The 20,109-nt window shown below is 65.1% G+C and carries 21 protein-coding genes; all 21 read right to left on the bottom strand.

Annotated features, from left to right (window positions below; genetic code table 11):
• Positions 1–9: 9 nt before the first annotated feature.
• Positions 10–510 carry a TadE/TadG family type IV pilus assembly protein gene (locus F9Z44_RS10780; protein ID WP_159605996.1) on the bottom strand — a complete coding sequence of 167 codons (501 nt, stop codon included), beginning with the start codon at positions 508–510 and terminating at the stop codon, positions 10–12.
• Between the two features lies 1 nt (position 511).
• Positions 512–1,792, bottom strand: a complete 1,281-nt coding sequence (locus tag F9Z44_RS10775; RefSeq protein WP_159605994.1) for a pilus assembly protein TadG-related protein — start codon at positions 1,790–1,792, stop codon at positions 512–514.
• Between the two features lie 23 nt (positions 1,793–1,815).
• Entirely contained in the window at positions 1,816–2,106 is a 291-nt protein-coding gene (locus F9Z44_RS10770; RefSeq protein ID WP_159605992.1) for a hypothetical protein, read from the bottom strand.
• A gap of 11 nt (positions 2,107–2,117) precedes the next feature.
• Complete coding sequence (locus tag F9Z44_RS10765) at positions 2,118–3,677, bottom strand: type II and III secretion system protein family protein (RefSeq protein WP_159605990.1); 1,560 nt, start codon at positions 3,675–3,677, stop codon at positions 2,118–2,120.
• A 12-nt stretch (positions 3,678–3,689) separates the two neighbouring features.
• Positions 3,690–4,541 carry a Flp pilus assembly protein CpaB gene (gene cpaB / locus F9Z44_RS10760; protein ID WP_159605988.1) on the bottom strand — a complete coding sequence of 284 codons (852 nt, stop codon included), beginning with the start codon at positions 4,539–4,541 and terminating at the stop codon, positions 3,690–3,692.
• A gap of 1 nt (position 4,542) precedes the next feature.
• Positions 4,543–5,895: an ATP-binding protein gene (locus tag F9Z44_RS10755; RefSeq protein WP_159605986.1), complete on the bottom strand. Its 1,353-nt coding sequence runs from the start codon at positions 5,893–5,895 to the stop codon at positions 4,543–4,545.
• A 10-nt stretch (positions 5,896–5,905) separates the two neighbouring features.
• The gene (locus F9Z44_RS10750; protein WP_159605984.1) at positions 5,906–6,493 is read right to left on the bottom strand and encodes an A24 family peptidase; all 588 of its coding nucleotides are present in this window, start codon (positions 6,491–6,493) and stop codon (positions 5,906–5,908) included.
• Positions 6,494–6,579: 86 nt separating this feature from the next.
• A complete protein-coding gene (locus F9Z44_RS10745) occupies positions 6,580–6,765 on the bottom strand; it encodes a Flp family type IVb pilin (protein ID WP_159605982.1) in 186 nt (61 codons plus the stop codon).
• Between the two features lie 53 nt (positions 6,766–6,818).
• Positions 6,819–7,016, bottom strand: a complete 198-nt coding sequence (locus F9Z44_RS10740; RefSeq protein ID WP_159605980.1) for a Flp family type IVb pilin — start codon at positions 7,014–7,016, stop codon at positions 6,819–6,821.
• Positions 7,017–7,452: 436 nt separating this feature from the next.
• On the bottom strand, positions 7,453–8,355 hold the full coding sequence (locus tag F9Z44_RS10735) for an SDR family oxidoreductase (protein ID WP_159605978.1): 903 nt from the start codon (positions 8,353–8,355) through the stop codon (positions 7,453–7,455).
• A gap of 29 nt (positions 8,356–8,384) precedes the next feature.
• Positions 8,385–8,843, bottom strand: coding sequence for a GNAT family N-acetyltransferase (locus F9Z44_RS10730; protein WP_236574098.1), 459 nt, complete (start codon positions 8,841–8,843; stop codon positions 8,385–8,387).
• Positions 8,840–9,775 carry a glutathione S-transferase family protein gene (locus F9Z44_RS10725; protein WP_159605976.1) on the bottom strand — a complete coding sequence of 312 codons (936 nt, stop codon included), beginning with the start codon at positions 9,773–9,775 and terminating at the stop codon, positions 8,840–8,842. Before F9Z44_RS10725 ends, F9Z44_RS10730 begins: the two co-directional genes overlap by 4 nt.
• 23 nt (positions 9,776–9,798) lie before the next feature.
• Positions 9,799–11,448 (bottom strand): isovaleryl-CoA dehydrogenase, encoded by a 1,650-nt coding sequence (locus tag F9Z44_RS10720; RefSeq protein ID WP_159605974.1) that lies wholly within the window; start codon positions 11,446–11,448, stop codon positions 9,799–9,801.
• A gap of 16 nt (positions 11,449–11,464) precedes the next feature.
• Positions 11,465–12,481 (bottom strand): NADP-dependent oxidoreductase, encoded by a 1,017-nt coding sequence (locus tag F9Z44_RS10715; protein ID WP_159605972.1) that lies wholly within the window; start codon positions 12,479–12,481, stop codon positions 11,465–11,467.
• Positions 12,482–12,499: 18 nt separating this feature from the next.
• Positions 12,500–12,928 (bottom strand): PaaI family thioesterase, encoded by a 429-nt coding sequence (locus F9Z44_RS10710; RefSeq protein WP_159605970.1) that lies wholly within the window; start codon positions 12,926–12,928, stop codon positions 12,500–12,502.
• 7 nt (positions 12,929–12,935) lie between these two features.
• Positions 12,936–13,727 (bottom strand): SDR family oxidoreductase, encoded by a 792-nt coding sequence (locus tag F9Z44_RS10705; protein WP_159605968.1) that lies wholly within the window; start codon positions 13,725–13,727, stop codon positions 12,936–12,938.
• A 72-nt stretch (positions 13,728–13,799) separates the two neighbouring features.
• Positions 13,800–14,102, bottom strand: a complete 303-nt coding sequence (locus F9Z44_RS10700; protein ID WP_159605966.1) for a Dabb family protein — start codon at positions 14,100–14,102, stop codon at positions 13,800–13,802.
• Complete coding sequence (locus F9Z44_RS10695; RefSeq protein ID WP_159605964.1) at positions 14,102–15,925, bottom strand: acyl-CoA dehydrogenase; 1,824 nt, start codon at positions 15,923–15,925, stop codon at positions 14,102–14,104. Before F9Z44_RS10695 ends, F9Z44_RS10700 begins: the two co-directional genes overlap by 1 nt.
• Positions 15,926–15,939: 14 nt before the next feature.
• Positions 15,940–17,115 (bottom strand): acetyl-CoA C-acyltransferase, encoded by a 1,176-nt coding sequence (locus F9Z44_RS10690; protein WP_159605963.1) that lies wholly within the window; start codon positions 17,113–17,115, stop codon positions 15,940–15,942.
• 34 nt (positions 17,116–17,149) lie between these two features.
• On the bottom strand, positions 17,150–19,264 hold the full coding sequence (locus F9Z44_RS10685; RefSeq protein WP_159605962.1) for a 3-hydroxyacyl-CoA dehydrogenase NAD-binding domain-containing protein: 2,115 nt from the start codon (positions 19,262–19,264) through the stop codon (positions 17,150–17,152).
• A 148-nt stretch (positions 19,265–19,412) separates the two neighbouring features.
• Positions 19,413–20,108: an ABC transporter ATP-binding protein gene (locus tag F9Z44_RS10680; RefSeq protein ID WP_159605961.1), complete on the bottom strand. Its 696-nt coding sequence runs from the start codon at positions 20,106–20,108 to the stop codon at positions 19,413–19,415.
• Between the last annotated feature and the right edge of the window lies 1 nt (position 20,109).

Here is a 20,109-nt window from a genome sequence, read left to right as displayed (position 1 = left end):
ACAGGGCTCTCACAGCACCTGCCGCATGGTGGCGCGGATGGTGTTGAACTGGATGTCGTTGAGGCCGGGCACGAACGGCAGTGAGGTATCGAACGGGAAACCCACCACGCGCACCTCCACCAGGTTGATCAGACCCAGGCCGGTGGTGACGGCGCTGTAGGTTTCACCCGGGCAGTCGGTGGAGCTCACCGGGTTGCACACGCGGATCATGTCGGTGGTCAGTCCTGGTACCAGCGCAGCACCGGTGCAGCCTTCGTTGCCGTGCACCACCAGGCAACGCGCGGCGGCCACCGGGTACAAAGGATCGGATGGGTTGTGGATCGTGAGGTAGCGCACCGCCCCGCGCACCGACTTGGCCAGGGTGTTGTACTGGTGCAGGGCGCGACCGTACTCGACCACGCCCACCAGCAGCGTGATGAGGGGGATGAGCACCAAGGCGAACTCCACCGCCACGGCACCACGGTGGCGGGCCTGGCGGCGCGGGTTGGGCAGTGATGTGAGGGTCTTCATGTCATTGCACCAGCACCGGCACCAGTGGCCCGACCGTTCCTGTTCCAGGCAGACCGAGCGAAGCACAAGGGCTTGAGGGGTCATTGGATGCGCCCCGGTATTCCAGGAACATGCGTGTGCTGCCCGTGGCTCCGCCACCACCGCCCGCGCTGTTGTTGATCGGGTGCAGCATCAGGATGCAGGCCCACTGCTCCACCGGAGCCGTTGTACCGGTCAGGAACTCGTCGCAATCCACCACCGGCACGATGTTCAGGCGCCGATCGGCTCCGCGTGCTTTGAGGTCCGTGCTGCTGATGACAGAACCCTGGATCTTGAGTCCGGTGACCGTGTCGCTCTGCAGGGCCGCGTTGGAACCACGCTGGGTGGCGAAATTGTTGTAGGCGCCGAACTTGCTCGGCCAGTTGGTGTCCGTGTAGGCGTAGCCCGTGAAATCGGGGGTGATGTCCTGCAGCTTGGTGCTTCCCTTGTAGACACCGAAGCGGCTGTTCCACTCATCGGCCAATGACGAGATCACACCAGCCTGCCCCACTTCCGTGCCCACCGATGGCAGGTTGCAGGTGCCCGCACCCTTGAGGATGCCTGCAAGTTCGCTGGCACCGCCGCTGGGCGGGGTGAAGTCGATCCACTTGAAGTTGCCGGTGAGGTTTTGTGCCCCGGGACCCATGGCGCCTTCCAGCCAGGTGCCTTTGGGTTTGGCTGCACCACTGGCGTCTTTCAGCGCCGAGCTGCAAATACCCACGGGAATCGCACAGGTGGTCTGGGCCGGTGCCAAGGTGGCCGCAGCGGTGGAGACAACCGTCTGGTTGCCGATGTTCACGCCGGGATACACATTGAGCACCTGGATGAACCAGTTGACGATGTTGCCGCGGGTGGCGGTGCAGCGGGCGTAGCGCAGCGCAGCGATTTCGGTGGCGCTCAGGAAGGCCGACTTCGTCTGGTAGGAACCATTGAGCGTCGCACTGAAGCTCACGTCCTGGTCGACGCCGAGCAGCACCGCTTCGCTCTGGAACATCACGGCACTTCGGGTGCCGGTGGTGATGCCCGCCGCCTCGGCAATGTCGAGTTGGCTGGCATTGGTGCCCGTGAGTTCGCGCGCTGCCGCCAGCGCGCAAGCGTCGGCCGCGTTTTGCAGCTCGGTCTTGGCGATGTAGAGCTTGCCCAGATCCAGCGCGAGACCCACAAAACCGATCAGCACCGCCAGCGTGATGCCCACGATGATCGCGATGGCTCCACGCTGCTGCTTGCGAGCGGCGGGGCGGCGGTGGCAATGCTGGTGGGTCATCGTCGGCTCCAGGCGGATTCGGTTCAGTTGCCCGAGAGCGAGCCACCGATGCTGTTGACCTCGAAGGTCTTGGGCGGCGCACGGAACGAATCCTGGTACCGCCCTTGCGCGGCCACGCCAGCCTGGCCGTCGATGCCCAGCACCGGGTCCTTGTTCTCCGAGGCTTTGGGGTTGAGCGTCTGGTTGGCGCGGGCGTCGCGCAGCGCCTTGCCAAAGCTGGCGTCGAGCTTCGGTGTGGTGGTGGAGCAGGCGCCCAGCAGCAGGCTGCTGCCCAGGCACAGCGCGGTGGTGGCGTGGCGGATGGTGGTGTTCATCGGGTGCTCCTTCACTTCACTTGCAGGCCGCCGGCAGGGGCAGCGGGGGTGGTGGGGGTGTCGGGCCTGGCCCGATCGGCTGGCACGTCGGCACGGCCCGAGCCTTCGAGCTGGTTGCCCAGGTAAAACCCCGAGCGGCTGGGTGGCGTGTAGCCGTCGGTGGGCAGTGCGTAGCCAGCGTCCAGCGGTTTGATCAGGCGCGGAGTGATCACGAACATGAGTTCGCTGCGATCGCCCTGGAACTCGTTGCTGCGGAACAGGTTGCCCAACACCGGCACCTCGCCCAGGCCGGGCACGGCGTCCAGTGATTGCGTCACGTTGTTCTTGATCAGGCCGGCGATGGCCAGGCTCTGGCCGTCCATGAGCTGCACCGAGGTTTGCGCGCGGCGGGTCGTGAAGCTCGGCAGGATGGCGGTGCTGCCATTGACCGTGGTGAAGGGCGAACCGGTCTGCGAGAGCTCGGACACCTCGGGCGCCACCTTGAGGTGGATGCGCCCGCCTTCGAGCACGGTGGGGGTGAATTTCACGCCCACACCAAACTCTTTTTCTTCCAGCGTGATGGTGGTGCCACCGTTGTCGTTGGAGCGGGCCACGGGAATGAATATCTTGCCGCCGGCCAGGAAACTGGCCTCTTGCCCGCTGATGGCCACCAGGGTGGGCTCTGCCAGGATCTTGACGAGTCCGTCCTTCTTCTCGGCGTCGATCACGATGCCGTTGCCGTTGTTCTTGATGGCGCTCAACAGGCCACGACCGTCGCCACCGAGCGCTGCTTCGATGCCGTAGGTCCAGTTGCCCGGCCCGTTGCCCTGCGCGTTGGTGCGCCTGAACAGCAAGTTGGCACCCAGTTTGTCGACGAGGGTTTTCGAGACCTCGGCCACCGTCACCTCCAGCATCACCTGCTGGGCCTCGGCAATCGACAGCAGGTTCACCACCTTGGCGTTGTTGGCCTGCGAGCCGCCATCGCTGCTGCCAGTGCCCACCGCCAGCGTCTTGCCGGATTCGGCACGGTTGTCACCGGCCACCACCGGCAGCACCAGGCTGCGGTTCACATCACGCACGAAAGCGTTGGCAATCTCGTCGGCGGCGCGGGCTTTGGTCGCGCTGCTCACCACACCGGTCAAGATCACCGAGTCGGCCGCCGGGCGCACTTCGATGCCCTTCTCGTTGGGCAGCAGTTCGCGCAGCTTGGCCTGCATGCGCTGGTGATCGATGTTCACGTTCACGTCGATGGCGGTGGGGCCCGCGCCCTTGCGCCAGACGATCAGGTTGGTCGAGCCGTAGGTCTTGCCCAGCAAGTACAGCTCGGTCGGGCTGATCAGCGTCACGTCGGCCACACCGGGGTTGCCCAGTGAAATACGGGTCACGGCCGAGGGCATGCGCAGCAGCGTGGACTTGCCGATGGTCAGGTTCATCGTGGGCCCGACGGTGGCGTCGGCCACGGGCTCGGCCACTGGTGGCACCGGTGCGGTCTTGCTGGTGGTCACGCCGCGGGTCACTGCGGTCTGGGCCTGCGCCAGGGTCTGCGTGAACAGCAGGCCCACCGCCAAGGCGTGGAGTACGGGTGTTTTCATGTGCTTGCTCCCTCAGAAATTGGACGTGGACTTCTGCGTGCCGCGGATGACTTCCACGGTGCCGGCGGCTTCGGTGACTGGGCGGGGTGCGGCCGGACGCGGGGCGGCGCGGCGAACCGGTGTTGCCTGCGGCTGCGGCGCTGGTGCAGCAGCCGTCTTTTTCGCGGCGGCGGTCGGATCAAAGAGGTCCTCGCGGGTGATGCCGTTGGTGGGTGTGCCTTCAATATCAACCTGATTGCGCAGCATCAGCGACAGCGTGCCCACGTTGCGCGCCAGGTCGATTTTCTCGGCCTGCTCGGGGAGCACTTCCAGCGTGACCGCGTTCACCACACGGGCCTTGCTGTTGTCAGGCCGGTTGGCTTCTTGCGCCACGGCCAGCACCATGATGCGTTCGAGCACGACCCGCGAAATGGACTTGTCACGGTCGTCGTTGATGTTCACCAGAAGATCGACATAGCTGCCTGGGGCCAGGAAGCCGGCCACGCCAACCACCTCGTTCACCTTCACCGTGATGGCGCGGTGCCCGGGTTTGATGACCGAATCCAGACCGGCCTTGGTGCCCTCGGGCGCCAGCTTGGGCTCCAGGACCGGCTCGCCCTTGTAGATGCCGGCGCGCACCACGCGGCCTTCGAGCAGCTTGACGTCGTTGAACGAGCCCTCGGGTTGGCTGCCAGCCGGCCAGGCAATGGGCTGCAGCATCTGCGCCGTGATGGCCTGGCCCAGCTCCAGGTCGCGGGTGGCCACCAGCACCGACGATTTCTCGCCAGCAGCCTGCTGACCCATCCAGCGGGCAGCCAGAATCACGGCCGCCAGGCCCGCCAGCACCGACAGCGCCAGCATGATCAATGCGCGTTTGCTTTGCATGTCACTCTCCTGAAATGTTGTTGACCAGAGTCCGGGGGATCCGGTCCTCCAGTCCGAAATACGCGTTCCATGCCCAGTCCAGCCGCTCGCAGGTCATGCGAGCAGGCTCGCCGAGGTAGCGGTCGAGGTCGGCGATCTTGCTGATCACGTCGAACGGGATGCAGGGGTAGTACGGGGTGTCATCGCATGGGTGCAATGTGTTGATGAGGTGATCGATGGCGCGCAAGTCTTCCGGCACGCCGCTGCGCAGGCAGGCCTGGGCCACCACGGTGCGGTAGCTGGCGGCGTCCAGTGCGTGGATGCGCAGCTTGTAGCCCAGCCGGCGCGCAAAGGCGGGGTCCACCAGCTCGTCAGGCGAGAGGTTCGACGAGAAGATCACCCGTACATCGAACGGCACCGAGAATTTGGTGCCGGTGTTCAGGGTGAGGTAGTCCACGTGCCGGTCCAGCGGCACGATCCAGCGGTTCATGAGGTCGCGCGGGCTCACGCGCTGGCGTCCCAGGTCGTCCACCACGAAGATGCCGTTGTTGGCTTTCATCTGCGGCGGCGCAATGTGCAGGCGGCTGCTGGCATCAAATTCGAGGTCCAGCGTGTCCAGCGTGAGTTCACCGCCAGCAATCACCACGGGGCGCTCGGTGCGCACCCAGCGACCGTCGCTGGAGAGGTCGCGCACCAGGGCGCGGTCGGGCACGGGCGCCAGCGTCACACGCTTGTGCACGATGGGGTCGAACACCGTGATCACCTCACCGTCCACATAGACCGCGTGCGGCACCCAGATGTGGCCCTCCAGCGTGCGCACCAGGTGTTCGGCCAGGTAGGTCTTGCCGGTGCCGCTGTCGCCAAACAGGTAAATGGCCTTGCCCGAGTTGAGCGCACTGCCCAGCGTGGGCAACAGCGCTGGGTCGACCACCATGTCGCCCAGCACCTGCTGCAGCCTTTCGGCCCGCACCGGCGCAAGGTGCTGGCCCTGCTCTTTCACCTGGGCGATGTAGTCGTTGAGCGGCACCGGTGCGGGGCCCACGTAATGGCATTTCTCGAAGGCCAGGCGCGCCAGGCGGTGGCCGGCATCGGTGAGCACGTAGCTGATGTCGCCGTCCAGCGTGCCGCGGCGCGGCACCTCCACCAACGCCAGGCTGCGCATTTGGTGCAGCAGCCCGTCCACCAGCGGCACCGGCAGACCGAGTGCCTGCGCCAGCGCGAACAGCTTGAGCTCACCCTTGCGTCCGAGATGGCGCAAGGCCAGGTCGGATAGAAACGAAGCCGGCAGACCCGCAATGTCGGAGACATCAACGAGCGTGTCGGTAGGTTCCGACTTCAGCAGCGTGGAGACCGGGATGCGGGTAGTGTCCAGCATGGTGTGGGCCTCAGAAATTCAGGATCGGGGTGCGCCCCGAGAACACCCACGCAGCGTGCGCGGCGACGCCCATGGCGATGGCCACGGCGTAAGGCATGCGCCAGAGGGTTTGCGCGGGTTTGAACTGCCCCGTCATCACGGCGGCCATGTTGTTCAACAAGAGCCGGGGATGACCCACAACGGCCATGCGCGCCAGGGCCAGCACACCACCTGCCAGGAGTACCCACAGGGCGATGTTGAGAAAGGCCGCGGTGCCGGCAAAGGCGCCCACACCAGCGAGCAGCTTCACGTCGCCTGCGCCCAGGGCGCGAAGGGCGTACATGGGAAGAAAGGCCATCAATGCGACCAACCCGCCAAGCAGGCTGCCGGCAAAACCCAAGGCACCTGGTGTGAGTGAGAAAAGTCCGTCGTTCACCCGGAAAGGCTGCGGACCCACGGCATTGAGCAGCAGTCCGGCGATCAGGACTGTCAACACCAGGAAATTGGGAATACGGCGAGCGCGGGCATCAAAGGCAATCGCAACAAGCAGCGCGATCGCAAGAATGCACGAAGCAATTAGCTGCCATGAAGAAACTTGTATTTGTAGTTGTACGTTCATCTCTGCACCTCCTTTCTTCACTCCAACTGGCTAACCTGCGCGAAACCCAGGCAGGTGGAGTACCAAACGCGTTGACGTTTCAGGTTTCAATCGCCGGCTACCGCCTCGACCACCTTGGCGCTCCATGCATCCCATCCAGCCCCCTGCGATCCGCCCAACAGCGAAAAACCGACAATCGCGGCCAGCGCTATCAATGCGGCCATGAGCGCGTACTCGATGGAGGTCACACCGATTTCCTTCTGGCTGCTCGCTGGCGTCACTTGAAATGCCATTTCGACCTCCGTGTCAAAAGGGGAAGGGGCACAAGCCCCTTCTCGTCATGGGCTTACGGAAAGCAAGTTGCGGACGGATTGCTCAAGCAAGCAGCAATGTTGCCGAACAGGGTGTTCAGATTGGTACCAACCAGGGCAGCACCGGCAATGATCACCACCGCAATCAGCGCCGCAATCAGGCCGTATTCAATCGCCGTCACACCCTCTTCATCACGCAGGAAACGGCGCGTCGCATTCAGAAATTTGTCCATGATTAACTCCTTGACTAAGTTGATTCACCGGTCACCCCCCATGAGCAACCAGTGGCTGATGGCTTGCTGGAACCCCACCCCCGTGGATACGTTCAGTTACGTGAGTAACAAAATATCGCCAGCCACGAATGAATTGTGATGACTTCGTAACCAGATGCAAGCAACTAGCCCTGCCTTGTTACACGAAACGCCCGAAATCGTTCTTTTTGTTAGAAGAAGCGTGACAACCAACACATTTCTCAGTACGAAGTAGTACATGCGAGGCATGGACAGAGGGCGCAAATGCAACGCCTTCGCCCACAAATGCTTAGCTTTTAGTATTCATTTGTGCAAAACCTCTGTCTGTGGGTACCCATGGCGTCCGACCAACCGTCACGCCAGCGACGGGCGAAAAAAAGCCGCTGAAAGCGGCTTGTCGGGTGGGCAGTGTCGGCGCTCAGCTTCGAAGTGCAGACCGAAGCTGTACCCCGATTTCGGGCCGCTCGGCGAACGGGTCCGCCGGGTTGGTCTGGTTCACGATGCCTTCCATGCGGGCGCGTACATTCCCCAGTGCGCGCGGGTGGCTGAAGATATAAAAGCGGTCGGCCGTGATGGCGTCAAACACCAGCTGCGCCACCTCGGCCGCCGTGACCTTGCCCGAGCTCACCGCCTTGTCGCTCATGGCCTGGCCAATCAGCTGGCTCTGGGTGGCTTTCTCATCGGCCAGTTCGGCCGGCTTGTTGCGGTGGCTCTGGCTGATGCCGGTGGGCACGAAGTACGGGCAGAGCACGCTCGCGCTCACCTGGTCGCTTACCAGCTTCAGGTCCTGGTACAGGGTCTCGGTCAGGCTCACCACGGCGTGCTTGCTCACGTTGTAGATGCCCATGTTGGGAGGCGTGAGCAGGCCGGCCATGCTGGCGGTGTTCACGATGTGGCCGCGCCAGGCCGGGTCTTTCTTTGCGGCGGCCAGCATCATGGGGGTGAACAGGCGAACGCCGTGCACCACGCCCCAGAGGTTCACGCCCAGCACCCACTCCCAGTCCTTCACCGAGTTCTCCCAGATCAGGCCGCCCGAGCCCACACCCGCGTTGTTGAACACGAAATGCGGTGCTCCGAAGGTCTTCTCCACGTCGGCGGCCAGCGCCTCCATCTGCGCCTGGTCCGCGACGTCCACCTTGCGCGCAAGCACCCTCACGCCGGTGGCACTGATCTCGGCCGTGGCCTTGTCCAGCGCGTCCTGCTGCACGTCGACCAGCACGAGGTTCATGCCCAGCCTGGCGCCAATGCGCGCGCACTCCAGGCCGAAGCCCGAGCCCGCGCCGGTGAGCACGGCGGTCTTGTCTTTGAAGTCTTGAATCATGTCTGTCTCCTCTGTGGGTGTGTCAACAATCAGGCGGGGCGCAGCATTTCGATGTGGTCGATGCCGTCCTCGATGTACATCGGGCCCGACGGCTCAAAACCATGCTGTCGGTAGAAGGGTTGCAGGTGCGCCTGCGCGCCGATGCGGATGGGCTGCATCCCCCACAGGCCGTGCAGCGCCCGCACTGCCTCGCGCATGAGCACATGGCCCAGGCCGCCACCGCGCGCCGCCGGCAGCGTGACCACGCGGCCAATGCTGGCTTCGTTGAACTTCAAGCCTGCCGGCACCAGGCGGGCATAGGCTTCGAGCCCCCGGGCTCCTTCGCCCAACAGGTGAAAGCACTGCGCGTCGGCCCCGTCCATGTCCTGGAACACGCAGTGCTGCTCCATCACGAACACTTCGGTGCGCAATTGCAGCAGGGCATAGAGCGTGCGGGCATGCAGGGCATCAAACGGCAGGCAGCGCCAGGTCTGGGGGGTGGGGCTCAAGCGCGCACTTCCCTCAGCACAAAACCAATGCGTGGGAAATGCACGTGCAGCAGCCCGGCGCGATCATCGGTGCGCTCCAGCGTGTAGCGGGTTCGGGTGGCCGCGCGCAAGATGCCCTCGGTGGGCTCTTGCCCAAACGTCTCGGCGCTGATGGTCACGCGGCTGCCCAGCGCGATGCCGTGGTCGTCCTGGAAGGTGTCGTCGGTGTGGGGCGCGGGCTGGGCGGCAGCGGCGATGGCGATGGCATCGGTGGACGTGAGTTTGCTCAAGTGGCCGTGGCCGATGGCGGCCATGCGGTCCATCCATTCAATGACGTGCGGCGTTGCGTCCAGGATGCCGGCCATGGCGGGGTTGACCACGCGGCTGAACCACAGTGGGTGGTAGGCCGCGAAGTCGGCCACGCAGGGTGCATCACCCAGCAGGAAGGGGTGCATTTCCACCATGGTCGAAAGGCGGCGCAGGTAGCTCTTGTAGGCGGAGCTTGCGTCGCCCGGGCGCAGGCTGGTCATGCCGCCACGCATGGCACCGCGGTCGGCCGCGAAGGCCTGTGCGGCTTCGGGCGGCTGGCCGGCAAACAGCGCCGCCGCGCCTTTGGGGCTGAGGCTGTAGCCCATGGCGGCCCAGAACAGCGTGCTGTCGGCCCACTGGGACAAAACGCGCGCCATGCCTTTGAGGTGTTCGGGGTAGAGCGTGGGCTCGGGCTGGTGGTGTTCGAGCACGTCGCAGATGAGCGCGGTGTCGCAATAGATATCGGCGCCGATCTGCAGGAACGGCGTGCGGCGGTAGCCGCCGGTGAGGGTGATCACGTCGGGCTTGGGCATGATGCGCGGGATATTCACACTCTGCCAGCTGAGCTTCTTGTGGCCCAGGATCAGGCGCACCTTTTCCGAAAACGGCGACGTGGGGTAGTGGTGCAGGATGAGGTCGGGCATGGTGTCTCCAGGTTCGTTGTTGTTCAGTGCGGCATGGCGCGGTTGAGTATGGCGTCGAAGTCGACACCGGCGCCCAGCGAGCCGAAGCTGTGACCCCACTCACCGCCAATGCGCGAATCACAGAAGGCACCGAACACGGCAGATGGCGCGGTCTGCGCGAGCAGCGCGGCCTGCACGGCCAGGGCCACGTCTTGCGCCAGGCGGCGCGCCTCCATCTCGGTGGCCATTTCTTCCACGCGGATCGGCAGTTGCGCGGCGAGCCGGTCCAGCGCCGGGTGCATGCCGCGTGCCGGGGCCAGTTCGTGTGCCAGTGCGGCGGCGGCGTCGGCCTTGCGCAAGGCGCGCAGCAGGTCGATGGCCATGATGTTGCCCGCGCCCTCCCAGATGCTGTTGAGCGGCATCTCGCGGTAGATGCGCGCCATCACGCCCTCGCCGCCCTCTTCCACATAGCCGTTGCCACCCAGGCACTCCATGGTTTCCTGTGCAAAGTGGCTGCCGCGCTTGCAGATCCAGAACTTGGCCACCGGCGTGAGCAGGCGGTTCATCACCTGTTCGTGGGCATCGCCGGGGCGGTCGAAACTGCGCGCCAGGCGCAGTGCCAGTGCGGTCGCGGCCTCCGATTCCAGCGCCAGGTCGGCCAGCACGTTTTTCATCAGCGGCTGGTCGATCAGCATCTTGCCGAACGCCTTGCGCTGTGCCGTGTGGTTGAGCGCAATGCTCAGCGCCTGGCGCATCAGGCCGCTGGTGCCCAGAGCGCAATCGAGCCGCGTCATGGTGCCCATGGCCAGGATCTGCGGAATGCCCCGGCCCTCCTCGCCCACCAGCCAGGCACTGGCGCCCACGAACTCCACCTCGGAGCTCGCGTTGGCCTTGTTGCCCAGCTTGTCCTTCAGGCGCTGGATGAAGAGCTGGTTCATCGAACCGTCGGGCAACACGCGCGGCAGGAACAGGCAGCTCAGGCCATTGGTGGTCTGCGCCAGGATCAGGAAGGCGTCGCACATGGGCGCGGAGAAGAACCACTTGTGGCCGGTGACGCTGAAACGCTGGCCCCAGTGGTCTGTGCCGGTGGGCTCTGCGCGCGTGGTGTTCGCGCGCACGTCGGAGCCGCCCTGCTTCTCGGTCATGCCCATGCCCATGGTCAGGCCGACCTTGTCGCGCCAGACCTTGAGGGTCGGGTCGTAGGCGCGGCTGGTGAGGCCGGGTGCCCACTCGTTGTAGATGGCCTCGTTGTCCTTGAGCGCCGGGGCGACGGCGTAGCTCATGGAAATGGGGCAGAGGATGGAAGGCTCCAGCTCGGTGAACAGCATGAATCCGGCAGCACGCAACTGGTGGGCATGCCCGGTGGCCTGCTGCTCGGCGGAAAAGGCCGTACCGTGCAGACCGGCCGCCACCGCTTCTTTCATCAACGCGTGATAACTCGGATGAAACTCCACCTGGTCCACCCGCTGCCCAAACCGGTTGTGCGTCTTGAGCTGCGGCGTGTGCACATTGGCCAGCCGCGCGTGCGCCTGCATCTCGCCGCTGCCCACAATGGCGCCCAGCGCCTGCAGCGGCGCCGTGTCCAGTGCAGGCGCGTTGAACGCCAGCGCGGCCTGCATGGCCCGGTTGGCGCTGAACAGGTTGGTGTCGACCAGCGGCGCGGGCTGGTTGAACACTTCGTGCGTGGTCACCATGCCGGCCTCCTGGTGGTCAGATCAGCTTGACGAGTTGTTTGCCGAAGTTCTTGCCCTTGAGCAGCCCCATGAAAGCTTCGGGTGCAGCGGCAAGACCCTCGGCCACGGTTTCGCGCGGGCGCAGTTTGCCGGTGGCCACCAGCGTGCCCAGCTCGGCGAGGGCCTCGGGCCAGACTTCCATGTGCTCGCTGACGATGAAGCCTTCGATCTTCAGACGGTTCACCAGGATCAGCGCGGGGTTGGTCAGCGGCAGTGGCTGGCCGTCGTAGCCGGCGATCATTCCGCACACGGCGATGCGGCCGAAGGCGTTCATGCGCAGAAGCACGGCATCCAGCACCATGCCACCGACGTTTTCGAAATAGCCGTCGATGCCCTTGGGGCACACGTCTTTCAAGGCTTTGGCCAACGAGTAAGCGTCCTTGTGCAGCTTGTAGTCGATGCAGGCGTCAAAGCCGAGCTCTTCCACCGCGTACTTGCACTTGTCGGGCCCGCCGGCGATGCCCACCGCGCGGCAACCGCGCGCCTTGGCCAGCGCACCGAAGGCGCTGCCCACCGCCCCGGTGGCCGCGCTCACCACCACGGTGTCGCCAGGCTTGGGGTTGATGATCTTCACCAGGCCGTACCAGGCGGTCACGCCGGGCATGCCGACCGCACCCAGGTAATACGACAGCGGCACATGCGTGGTGTCGACCTTGCGCAGGGCACCGACCTGGTTGGCGTCGACCACGCTGAACTCCTGCCAGCCGCCCATGCCCACGACCTGGTCACCGGCCTTGAACTTGGGGTGCATGGACTCGACCACCTCGCCCACGGTGCCGCCGATCATGACCTCGCCCAGCGGCTGCGAAGCCGCGTAGCTCTTGCTGTCGTTCATGCGCCCGCGCATGTACGGGTCCAGGCTCAGGAAGTGGTGACGCACCAGCACCTGGCCGTCCTTGAGCGCAGGTGTGTCGATGGTGACGAGCTTGAAGTTGTCGACGGTGGCTTCGCCCTGGGGACGGTTGTCGAGAACGATCTGGTGGTTGGTGGGCATGGTGTGTCTCCTTGGAAATCAGTCGGTGGAAATGCGGTTGAAGGGCTGGACGCTGCCCGCGCCCACCGGCAGCCGGGCGACGAATTTGAAGGTGCCGGTGGCGTGCGCGCAGAGCTTGCCCGCTGCGTCAAAAATGCTGCCTTCGGTGAAAGCCATGGTGGCAGTGCGGTGCAGCAGCTTGCCTTTGGCAGTGAGCGGCCCCTTGGCTGCGCGCATGAAGCTGGTCTTCATCTCGATGGTCACGCAGCCCATGTCGGGCTGCACCGAGCGCGCTGCGTGCGCCATCACCACGTCGAGCAGCGTCATGCTCGCACCGCCGTGCACCACGTCGAAGGAATTCAGGTGGTCATCGGAAGGCTTGAAGCCGATCTCCGCCTCGCCGCCTTCGAACTGTTGCAGTTCGAAGCCGAGCAGTTCGACGAAGGGGATGCGAACGGAAAACTCCATGAACTGCTCAGCCTCCGGTGATGATGGACACACCACCGTCGACCGCCAGCCACTGGCCGGTGATGTGTTTGCCGGCATCGCTTGCGTACAGCAAGGTCAGGCCTTTCAGGTCTTCGTCGTCGCCCAGGCGGCCCAAGGGCGCGTGCGCGGCCAGTCGCTCCTCGCCCATGGCCTTGAGCGTGCCCATGGTCATCTTGCTGGGGAAGAAGCCGGGGCAGATCGCGTTGACGCGGATGCCGTGTGCGCCCCACTCGGCGGCCAGTGCGCGGGTGAAGTTGATCACCGCACCCTTGGAGGTGTTGTAGGCAATGGTCTTCATGTCGCGCGGGTTGCCACCCAGGCCGGCAATCGATGCGGTGTTGATGATGCTGCCGCTTTTGCGCGCGATCATGCTGCGCTTGGCCACGATCTGGCTCAGGATGAAGTAGCTGCGCACGTTGAGGTTCATCACCTTGTCCCACGCGTCCACCGGGTGGTCTTCGGCGGGCGCGCCCCAGGCGGCGCCAGCGTTGTTGATCAGGATGTCGATGTCGCCCAGGCGCTGCAAGCTCTCGTCGGCCAGGCGCTGGATGTCTTCTTCCTTCGAGCAATCAGCGGCGATCCAGCGGGCGTCGATGTTGGCGGCCTGCAGCTCGGCGGTGGCGGCTTCCAGATCGTCGGCCTTGCGAGAGCTGATCACCACGCGGGCGCCCGCTTCACCCAGCGCATGGGCCATCTGCAGGCCCAGGCCGCGCGAGCCGCCGGTGATGAGGGCGGTCTTGCCCTTGAGGTCGAAGAGTTGGTGGATGGTTCGGGTCATGTTCATGTCTCCTGGTTTCAAGCTCCCTCCCCCGCTGGGGGAGGGTCGGGATGGGGGCAGCGCGTCAGACGCTCAGGTCTCGAAGTCCATGCACTGACGTTCGAGAACCACTTTTCTCATGAAAGGCTTCAGCGCCACATGCGAAGGGTGTGTCTGATAGGCCGCGAGCGCTGCGCGGTCGGTGAAGCTGCTGTTGAGCACCAGGTCGTAGGTGCCCTCCAGGCCGGGCTGGGCCGTGGCCACGTCAAAGCGCTCGATGCCGGGCACCAGGTGGGCACAGGCATCGAGCAAGGCCTTGGCCTGGGCGATGTTGGCGGCCTTGTTGCCCTCGGCGCCCAGGTCCTTGATCTTCCACATCACGATGTGGTGCAGCATCAGAACGCCTCCTCGGGCAGCGCGGCGCAGGTCTGGTCGCGGCTGCTCACCACCTGCAGCCAGGCGCCGATCTTCGGCAGCTCGTAGTGGAAGAAGAAACGCATGGCGGCGAGGCGCCCGGTGCGCGCAGCCGAGTCGGGCGCGCCGTGTGCGGCCAGTGCCACATCGAGCCACACCCAGGCCAGCACCGTGTGGCCAAAGGCCTGCAGATACGGCACGGCGTTGGCCAGCGCGTCGGTGGGCTCGCCCGTGGACCACGCGGCCTGGGTGGCGGCCCCCACCTGCGCGAGCGCCAGGCCCAGCGCGTTGGCGTGTGCGGCGAACTCGGGCACGTGGAGGGCGCGCTGGATCGTGTCGTTGATTCGCCCCGCCAGCAGCGTGAGGCCCTTGCCACCTTCCATCAGCACCTTGCGGCCCAGCAGGTCCATGGCCTGGATGCCGTGTGTGCCCTCGTGGATCATGTTCAGGCGGTTGTCGCGCCAGTACTGCTCCACCGGAAAGTCACGCGTGTAGCCATAGCCGCCATGGATCTGGATGGCCAGGCTGTTCGCTTCCAGGCACCACTCGCTCGGCCAGCTTTTCGCAATGGGCGTGAGCACCTCGAGCAGCAAGCGCGCGTCGTCGGCCGCGGCCGCTTCGGCTGTGTGCTGCTCATCCACCAGACGCGCGCAGTACAGCTCCAGCGCCAACGCACCTTCGCAATACGACTTCTGCGCGAGCAGCATGCGTTTCACGTCGGCGTGTTCAATGATGCGCACGGGCGGCTGGGCGGGGTCTTTGCCGGCCGGCCCCATGGGGCGGCCCTGCGGGCGGTTTTTGGCGTAGTCCAGGCTCGCGAGATAACCCGCCATGCCCAGCATGGTGGCCGCCATGCCCACGCCGATGCGGGCCTCGTTCATCATGTGGAACATGCAGTGCAGGCCCTTGCCCGCCTGCCCCACGAGGTAGCCGACAGCACCGGCCTCGCCGCCGACCGGGTACTTGCCTTCGCCAAAGTTCAGCAGCGTGTTGGTGGTGCCGCGCCAGCCGCATTTGTGGTTGAGCCCGGCCAGCGCCACGTCGTTGCGCTCGCCGGTCAACTCACCGGCGATGTTCACGATCTTCTTGGGCACGATGAACAGCGAGATGCCGCGCGTGCCGGGCACGAGCTTGCCGTGTTCATCCGGAATCTTGGCCAGCACCAGGTGGATGATGTTCTCGGTCAACTCGTGCTCGCCGGCCGAGATCCACATCTTGTTGCCCTTGAGCCGGTAGCGCGGGCCCAGCGGATCGTCGGCGAAGTCGGCACCGTCGGGCACGGCGCGGGTGGACACGTCGCTCAAGCTGGAGCCGGCCTGCGGCTCCGACAGGCACATGGTCCCCGAGAAACGGCCGCTGAACTCGTTGAGCGCAAAAACCCGCTTCTGCGCGTCGGTGCCATGCACCATGAGCAGGTTGGCGTTGCCGGTGGTGAGCATGCCGCTGCCGATGCTGACCGAAGCCATGGCAAAGAACGCGTTGGCCGCAGCCTCCACCGTGTAGGGCAGCTGCATGCCGCCCACCTCGTAGTCCTGCGCGGCGCTCAGCATGCCCGAGGCCGCGTAGGCCTTTTGCGCATCGTGCGTGGCCTGCGGCAGGATCACGCGCTCGCCGTCGAAGTGCGGCTCTTGTGTGTCCACCAGCCGGTTGAACGGTGCGTACTTCTCGCGCGCAATGCGCTCGCAGGTGTCGAGCACCGCGTCGAACGTTTCGCGGCTGTGGTCCGCGAAACGCTCACGCTGCTGCAGCGTCTCGACGTGCAGCCAGTCGTGCAGCAGGAAGTCGACGGTCGGGCGCAAAGTCATGGTGCGCCCCGGTGTCAAAGAACTTCGAACACACCAGCGGCGCCCATGCCGCCGCCGATGCACATGGTGACCACGACACGTTTGGCGCCACGGCGCTTGCCTTCGATCAGCGCGTGGCCGGTCAGGCGCTGGCCCGACACGCCGTAGGGGTGGCCCACCGCAATGGCGCCGCCGTTGACGTTGAGCCGGTCGCCCGGAATGCCCAGCTTGTCGCGGCAGTAGATCACCTGCACCGCGAAGGCTTCGTTGAGTTCCCACAGGTCGATGTCGCTCACTTTGAGGCCCAGGCGCGCGAGCACCTTGGGGATGGCGAACACCGGGCCGATGCCCATCTCGTCAGGCTCGCAACCCGCCACCGCGAAGCCGAGGAAACGGCCCAGCGGGGTCAGGCCACGCTTCTCGGCCAGGGTTTCGTTCATCAGCACGCAGGCGCCGCCGCCGTCGCTGAACTGGCTGGCGTTGCCGGCCGAGACCAGGCCGCCCGGCAGCGCGGAGCGCAGGCCGTGGATGCCTTCAAACGTGGTGCCGGCGCGGATGCCTTCGTCGTTCTCCACCGTCACCTGCTTGGTCGTCAGACCCATGACCTTGTCGGCCACGCCGGCGGTCACGGTGATGGGGGCGATCTCGGCCTTGAACAGGCCGGCTTCGAGTGCTGCCGTGGCCTTTTGCTGGCTGGCGGCGCCGTACTCGTCCATGGCGTCGCGGCCGATGCCGTAGCGCTTGGCCACCTGCTCAGCGGTCTGCAGCATGTTCCAGTAGATCTCGGGCTTGTTCTTCGCGAGCCACGGGTCGGCCAGCATGTGGGTGTTCATTTCCTGCTGCACGCAGGAGATGCTCTCCACGCCACCGGCCACATACACATCGCCTTCGCCCGCGATGATGCGTTGCGCGGCCATGGCGATGGTCTGCAGGCCGGACGAGCAGAAACGGTTGACCGTCATGCCCGAGGTGGTGATGGGCAGGCCGGCGCGCAGCGCGATCTGGCGCGCGATGTTGGCGCCGGTGGCGCCCTCGGGGTTGGCGCAACCCATGATGACGTCGTCCACTTCGGCGGCTTCGATGCCGGCGCGGGCAACCGCGTGCTGCACCGCGTGGCCACCGAGGGTGGCACCGTGGGTCATGTTGAAGGCGCCCTTCCAGCTCTTGGCCAGGGGGGTGCGGGCGGTGGAAACGATGACGGCGTTGGTCATGAAATGTTCTCCTGTTCGGTCTTGTGCTGTGGGGTCAGGCGTTGAAGGTCTTGCCTTCGGCGACCAATCGGGCCAACAAGGGCGCTGGCTCCCAGAATTTCGCGTCGTCCAGCGGATTCTTGGCAAAGCGCTTCATGCTCTGCACCACGTTGAACAGGCCCACCGTGTCGGCGTAAATCATCGGGCCGCCGCGGTGCGCGGGGAAGCCGTAGCCGAAGATGTAGACCACGTCGATGTCGCTGGCCTTGTTGGCAATGCCCTCTTCCAGGATGTGCGCGGCCTCGTTCACCAGCGCGTACACCAGGCGCTGCACGATCTCCTCATCCGAAATCTTGCGCGGTGTGATGCCCAGCGTCTTGCGGTGGTCCTCGATCATCTTCACCACCTCGGCGTTCGGGATCGCGTCGCGCTTGCCCGGCACGTAGTCGTACCAGCCGGCGCCGGTCTTCTGGCCGTAGCGGCCCTTCTCACACAGCAGGTCGGCGGTCTTGCTGTACTTCATGTCCGGCTTTTCCTGGTAGCGGCGCTTGCGGATCGCCCAGCCGATGTCGTTGCCGGCCAGGTCGCCCATGCGGAACGGGCCCATGGCCATGCCGAACTTCTCCATCGCCTTGTCCACCTGCTCGGGCGTGCAGCCTTCGTCGAGCAGGAAGCCGCCCTGGCGGCCGTACTGCTCGATCATGCGGTTGCCGATGAAGCCGTCGCACACGCCGGAGACCACCGCGGTCTTCTTGATCTTCTTGGCCACGGTCATGACGGTGGCCATCACGTCCTTGGCGGTCTTCTCGCCGCGCACCACTTCCAGCAGCTTCATCACGTTGGCCGGGCTGAAGAAGTGCAGGCCCACCACGTCTTGTGGGCGCTGGGTGAACGAAGCAATCTTGTTGACGTCCAGCGTGGAGGTATTGCTGGCCAGGATCGCGCCCGGCTTCATCACGCGGTCGAGCTCCTTGAACACCGCTTCCTTCACGCCGATCTCTTCGAACACGGCCTCGATCACCAGGTCGGCCGAGCCGATGTCGTCATAGCTCAGCGTGGTGCTCAAGAGCGCCATGCGCTGCTCGTACTTGTCCTGCTTGAGCTTGCCCTTCTTGACTTGCGCTTCGTAGTTCTTGCGGATGGTCGCGATGCCGCGGTCCAGCGCGTCCTGCTTCATCTCGAGGATCTTCACCGGGATGCCGGCGTTCAGAAAGTTCATGGAGATGCCGCCACCCATGGTGCCCGCACCGATGACGGCGACCGAGGCGATCTCGCGCTTGGGCGTGTCTTCCGGCACGTCGGGAATCTTGCTCGCGGCGCGTTCGGCCGTGAACAGGTGGCGCAGCGCACGGCACTCGGGCGTCCACATCAGGTTGATGAAGATTTCGCGCTCGAAGGCCATGCCGTCGTCAAACTTCTTTTTCGTCGCGGCTTCCACCGCGTCCACGCACTTGGCGGGCGCGGGGAAGTTCTTCGACATGCCCTTGACCATGTTGCGCGCAAAGGCAAAGTACGCATCGCCCAGCGGGTGTTTGCATGGCAGGTTGCGCACCTTGGGCAGTGCGCTGCCGTCGGCGTGTTTGGCGGCCATCTCGCGCGCCAGGGCCAGGGCTTCCTCGGACAGGCTCTCGGCCGATGCGGCCATCTTGTCGAACAGCTTCTGGCCCGGCAGCATGGCGAGCATCTCGCTCTTGACCGGTTCGCCGCTCACGATCATGTTGAGCGCGGGCTCCACACCCAGGGCGCGCGGCAGGCGCTGGGTGCCGCCGGCACCGGGGATCAGGCCCAGCTTCACCTCGGGCAGTGCCACGTTGGTGCCGGGTGCGGCAATGCGGTAGTGGCAGCCCAGGGCCAGCTCCAGGCCACCGCCCATGCACACGCTGTGGATGGCGGCGATGACGGGCTTGGAGGTGTTTTCCACCGCCAGGATGACGGAGAGCAGGTTGGGTTCGGCCAGCGCCTTGGGGGAACCGAACTCACGGATGTCGGCACCGCCCGAAAACGCCTTGCCGGCACCGGTGATCACGATGGACTTCACGGCCGGATCGGCTTCTGCCTTCTCCAGACCGGCGGCAATGCCCTGGCGGGTGGAGAGCCCCAGGCCGTTGACCGGCGGGTTGTTCATGGTGATGACGGCCACATCGCCGTGGACCTGGTACTCAGCGGTCATGGAATCTCCTTCGTTGTTGGCGGAAAACGGGTGCCCCGAGGGCGTTGACTGTGATGTTCTTCTTGAAAAAGAACGATCGTTCGATTCTAGGAACTTGCTGCGCTGCCGCAAGGGCCTCTTGTCGCCAGCGAGTCAGGCTGTGGCGTGCTCAGACTTCCAGCCATTCCTTGCGCACCTGGGAATCGGCGCGAAGTGTTTCCGGCGTGCCTTGAAACACGATGCTGCCGTGCCCCATGACCAGCACACGGTCGGAAATGCTGAGCGCAATGGTGAGCTTCTGCTCGATCAGCAGCACTGAGACGCCCCGGCTTTTCAGCTTTTGCAGGTACTCGGCCACCAGCTCCACGATCTTGGGCGCCAGGCCCTCGGTGGGCTCGTCGATGATGATGAGATCGGGGTCACCCATGAGGGTGCGGCACAGCGTGAGCATCTGCTGCTCGCCGCCCGAGAGCACGCCGGCCTCGGTGTGTTCGCGCTCTTTCAGGCGCGGGAACATGGCGTACATGTCGTCGAAGCTCCAGCGCGCGCCGATGCCCTTGCCTTTCTGGCCGAGCAGCAGGTTCTGGTGCACGGTGAGCTTGGGGAAGATGTCGCGGTTTTCCGGCACGTGGCCGATGCCCAGGTGGGCGATCTCGAACGGCTTTTTGCCCAGGATGGGCTTGCCCTGCCAGTTGACGCTGCCAGTGGCCTCCACCAGGCCCATGATGGCCTTGGCGGTGGTGGAGCGGCCCGAGCCGTTGCGCCCGAGCAGCGCCACGATCTCGCCCTTGCCGACCGAAAACTGCACCCCGTGCAGCACGTGGCTTTTGCCGTAGTAGGCGTGAAGGTCTTGTAGTTCAAGCATG

This window comes from Hydrogenophaga sp. PBL-H3 (assembly GCF_010104355.1).
Lineage (GTDB): Bacteria > Pseudomonadota > Gammaproteobacteria > Burkholderiales > Burkholderiaceae_C > Hydrogenophaga.
The sequence above is the reverse complement of the archived record's forward strand: the minus strand, read 5'-3'. Positions and strand labels throughout refer to the sequence as shown.

What these genes read in the sequence shown, in the direction of transcription:
- F9Z44_RS10780 (WP_159605996.1), bottom strand. Translation starts at nt 510, where the DNA reads ATGAAGACCCTCACATCACTGCCCAACCCGCGCCGCCAGGCCCGCCAC.
- F9Z44_RS10775 (WP_159605994.1), bottom strand. Translation starts at nt 1,792, where the DNA reads ATGACCCACCAGCATTGCCACCGCCGCCCCGCCGCTCGCAAGCAGCAG.
- F9Z44_RS10770 (WP_159605992.1), bottom strand. Translation starts at nt 2,106, where the DNA reads ATGAACACCACCATCCGCCACGCCACCACCGCGCTGTGCCTGGGCAGC.
- F9Z44_RS10765 (WP_159605990.1), bottom strand. Translation starts at nt 3,677, where the DNA reads ATGAAAACACCCGTACTCCACGCCTTGGCGGTGGGCCTGCTGTTCACG.
- cpaB (WP_159605988.1), bottom strand. Translation starts at nt 4,541, where the DNA reads ATGCAAAGCAAACGCGCATTGATCATGCTGGCGCTGTCGGTGCTGGCG.
- F9Z44_RS10755 (WP_159605986.1), bottom strand. Translation starts at nt 5,895, where the DNA reads ATGCTGGACACTACCCGCATCCCGGTCTCCACGCTGCTGAAGTCGGAA.
- F9Z44_RS10750 (WP_159605984.1), bottom strand. Translation starts at nt 6,493, where the DNA reads ATGAACGTACAACTACAAATACAAGTTTCTTCATGGCAGCTAATTGCT.
- F9Z44_RS10745 (WP_159605982.1), bottom strand. Translation starts at nt 6,765, where the DNA reads ATGGCATTTCAAGTGACGCCAGCGAGCAGCCAGAAGGAAATCGGTGTG.
- F9Z44_RS10740 (WP_159605980.1), bottom strand. Translation starts at nt 7,016, where the DNA reads ATGGACAAATTTCTGAATGCGACGCGCCGTTTCCTGCGTGATGAAGAG.
- F9Z44_RS10735 (WP_159605978.1), bottom strand. Translation starts at nt 8,355, where the DNA reads ATGATTCAAGACTTCAAAGACAAGACCGCCGTGCTCACCGGCGCGGGC.
- F9Z44_RS10725 (WP_159605976.1), bottom strand. Translation starts at nt 9,775, where the DNA reads ATGCCCGACCTCATCCTGCACCACTACCCCACGTCGCCGTTTTCGGAA.
- F9Z44_RS10720 (WP_159605974.1), bottom strand. Translation starts at nt 11,448, where the DNA reads ATGGTGACCACGCACGAAGTGTTCAACCAGCCCGCGCCGCTGGTCGAC.
- F9Z44_RS10715 (WP_159605972.1), bottom strand. Translation starts at nt 12,481, where the DNA reads ATGCCCACCAACCACCAGATCGTTCTCGACAACCGTCCCCAGGGCGAA.
- F9Z44_RS10710 (WP_159605970.1), bottom strand. Translation starts at nt 12,928, where the DNA reads ATGGAGTTTTCCGTTCGCATCCCCTTCGTCGAACTGCTCGGCTTCGAA.
- F9Z44_RS10705 (WP_159605968.1), bottom strand. Translation starts at nt 13,727, where the DNA reads ATGACCCGAACCATCCACCAACTCTTCGACCTCAAGGGCAAGACCGCC.
- F9Z44_RS10700 (WP_159605966.1), bottom strand. Translation starts at nt 14,102, where the DNA reads ATGCTGCACCACATCGTGATGTGGAAGATCAAGGACCTGGGCGCCGAG.
- F9Z44_RS10695 (WP_159605964.1), bottom strand. Translation starts at nt 15,925, where the DNA reads ATGACTTTGCGCCCGACCGTCGACTTCCTGCTGCACGACTGGCTGCAC.
- F9Z44_RS10690 (WP_159605963.1), bottom strand. Translation starts at nt 17,115, where the DNA reads ATGACCAACGCCGTCATCGTTTCCACCGCCCGCACCCCCCTGGCCAAG.
- F9Z44_RS10685 (WP_159605962.1), bottom strand. Translation starts at nt 19,264, where the DNA reads ATGACCGCTGAGTACCAGGTCCACGGCGATGTGGCCGTCATCACCATG.
- F9Z44_RS10680 (WP_159605961.1), bottom strand. Translation starts at nt 20,108, where the DNA reads ATGCTTGAACTACAAGACCTTCACGCCTACTACGGCAAAAGCCACGTG.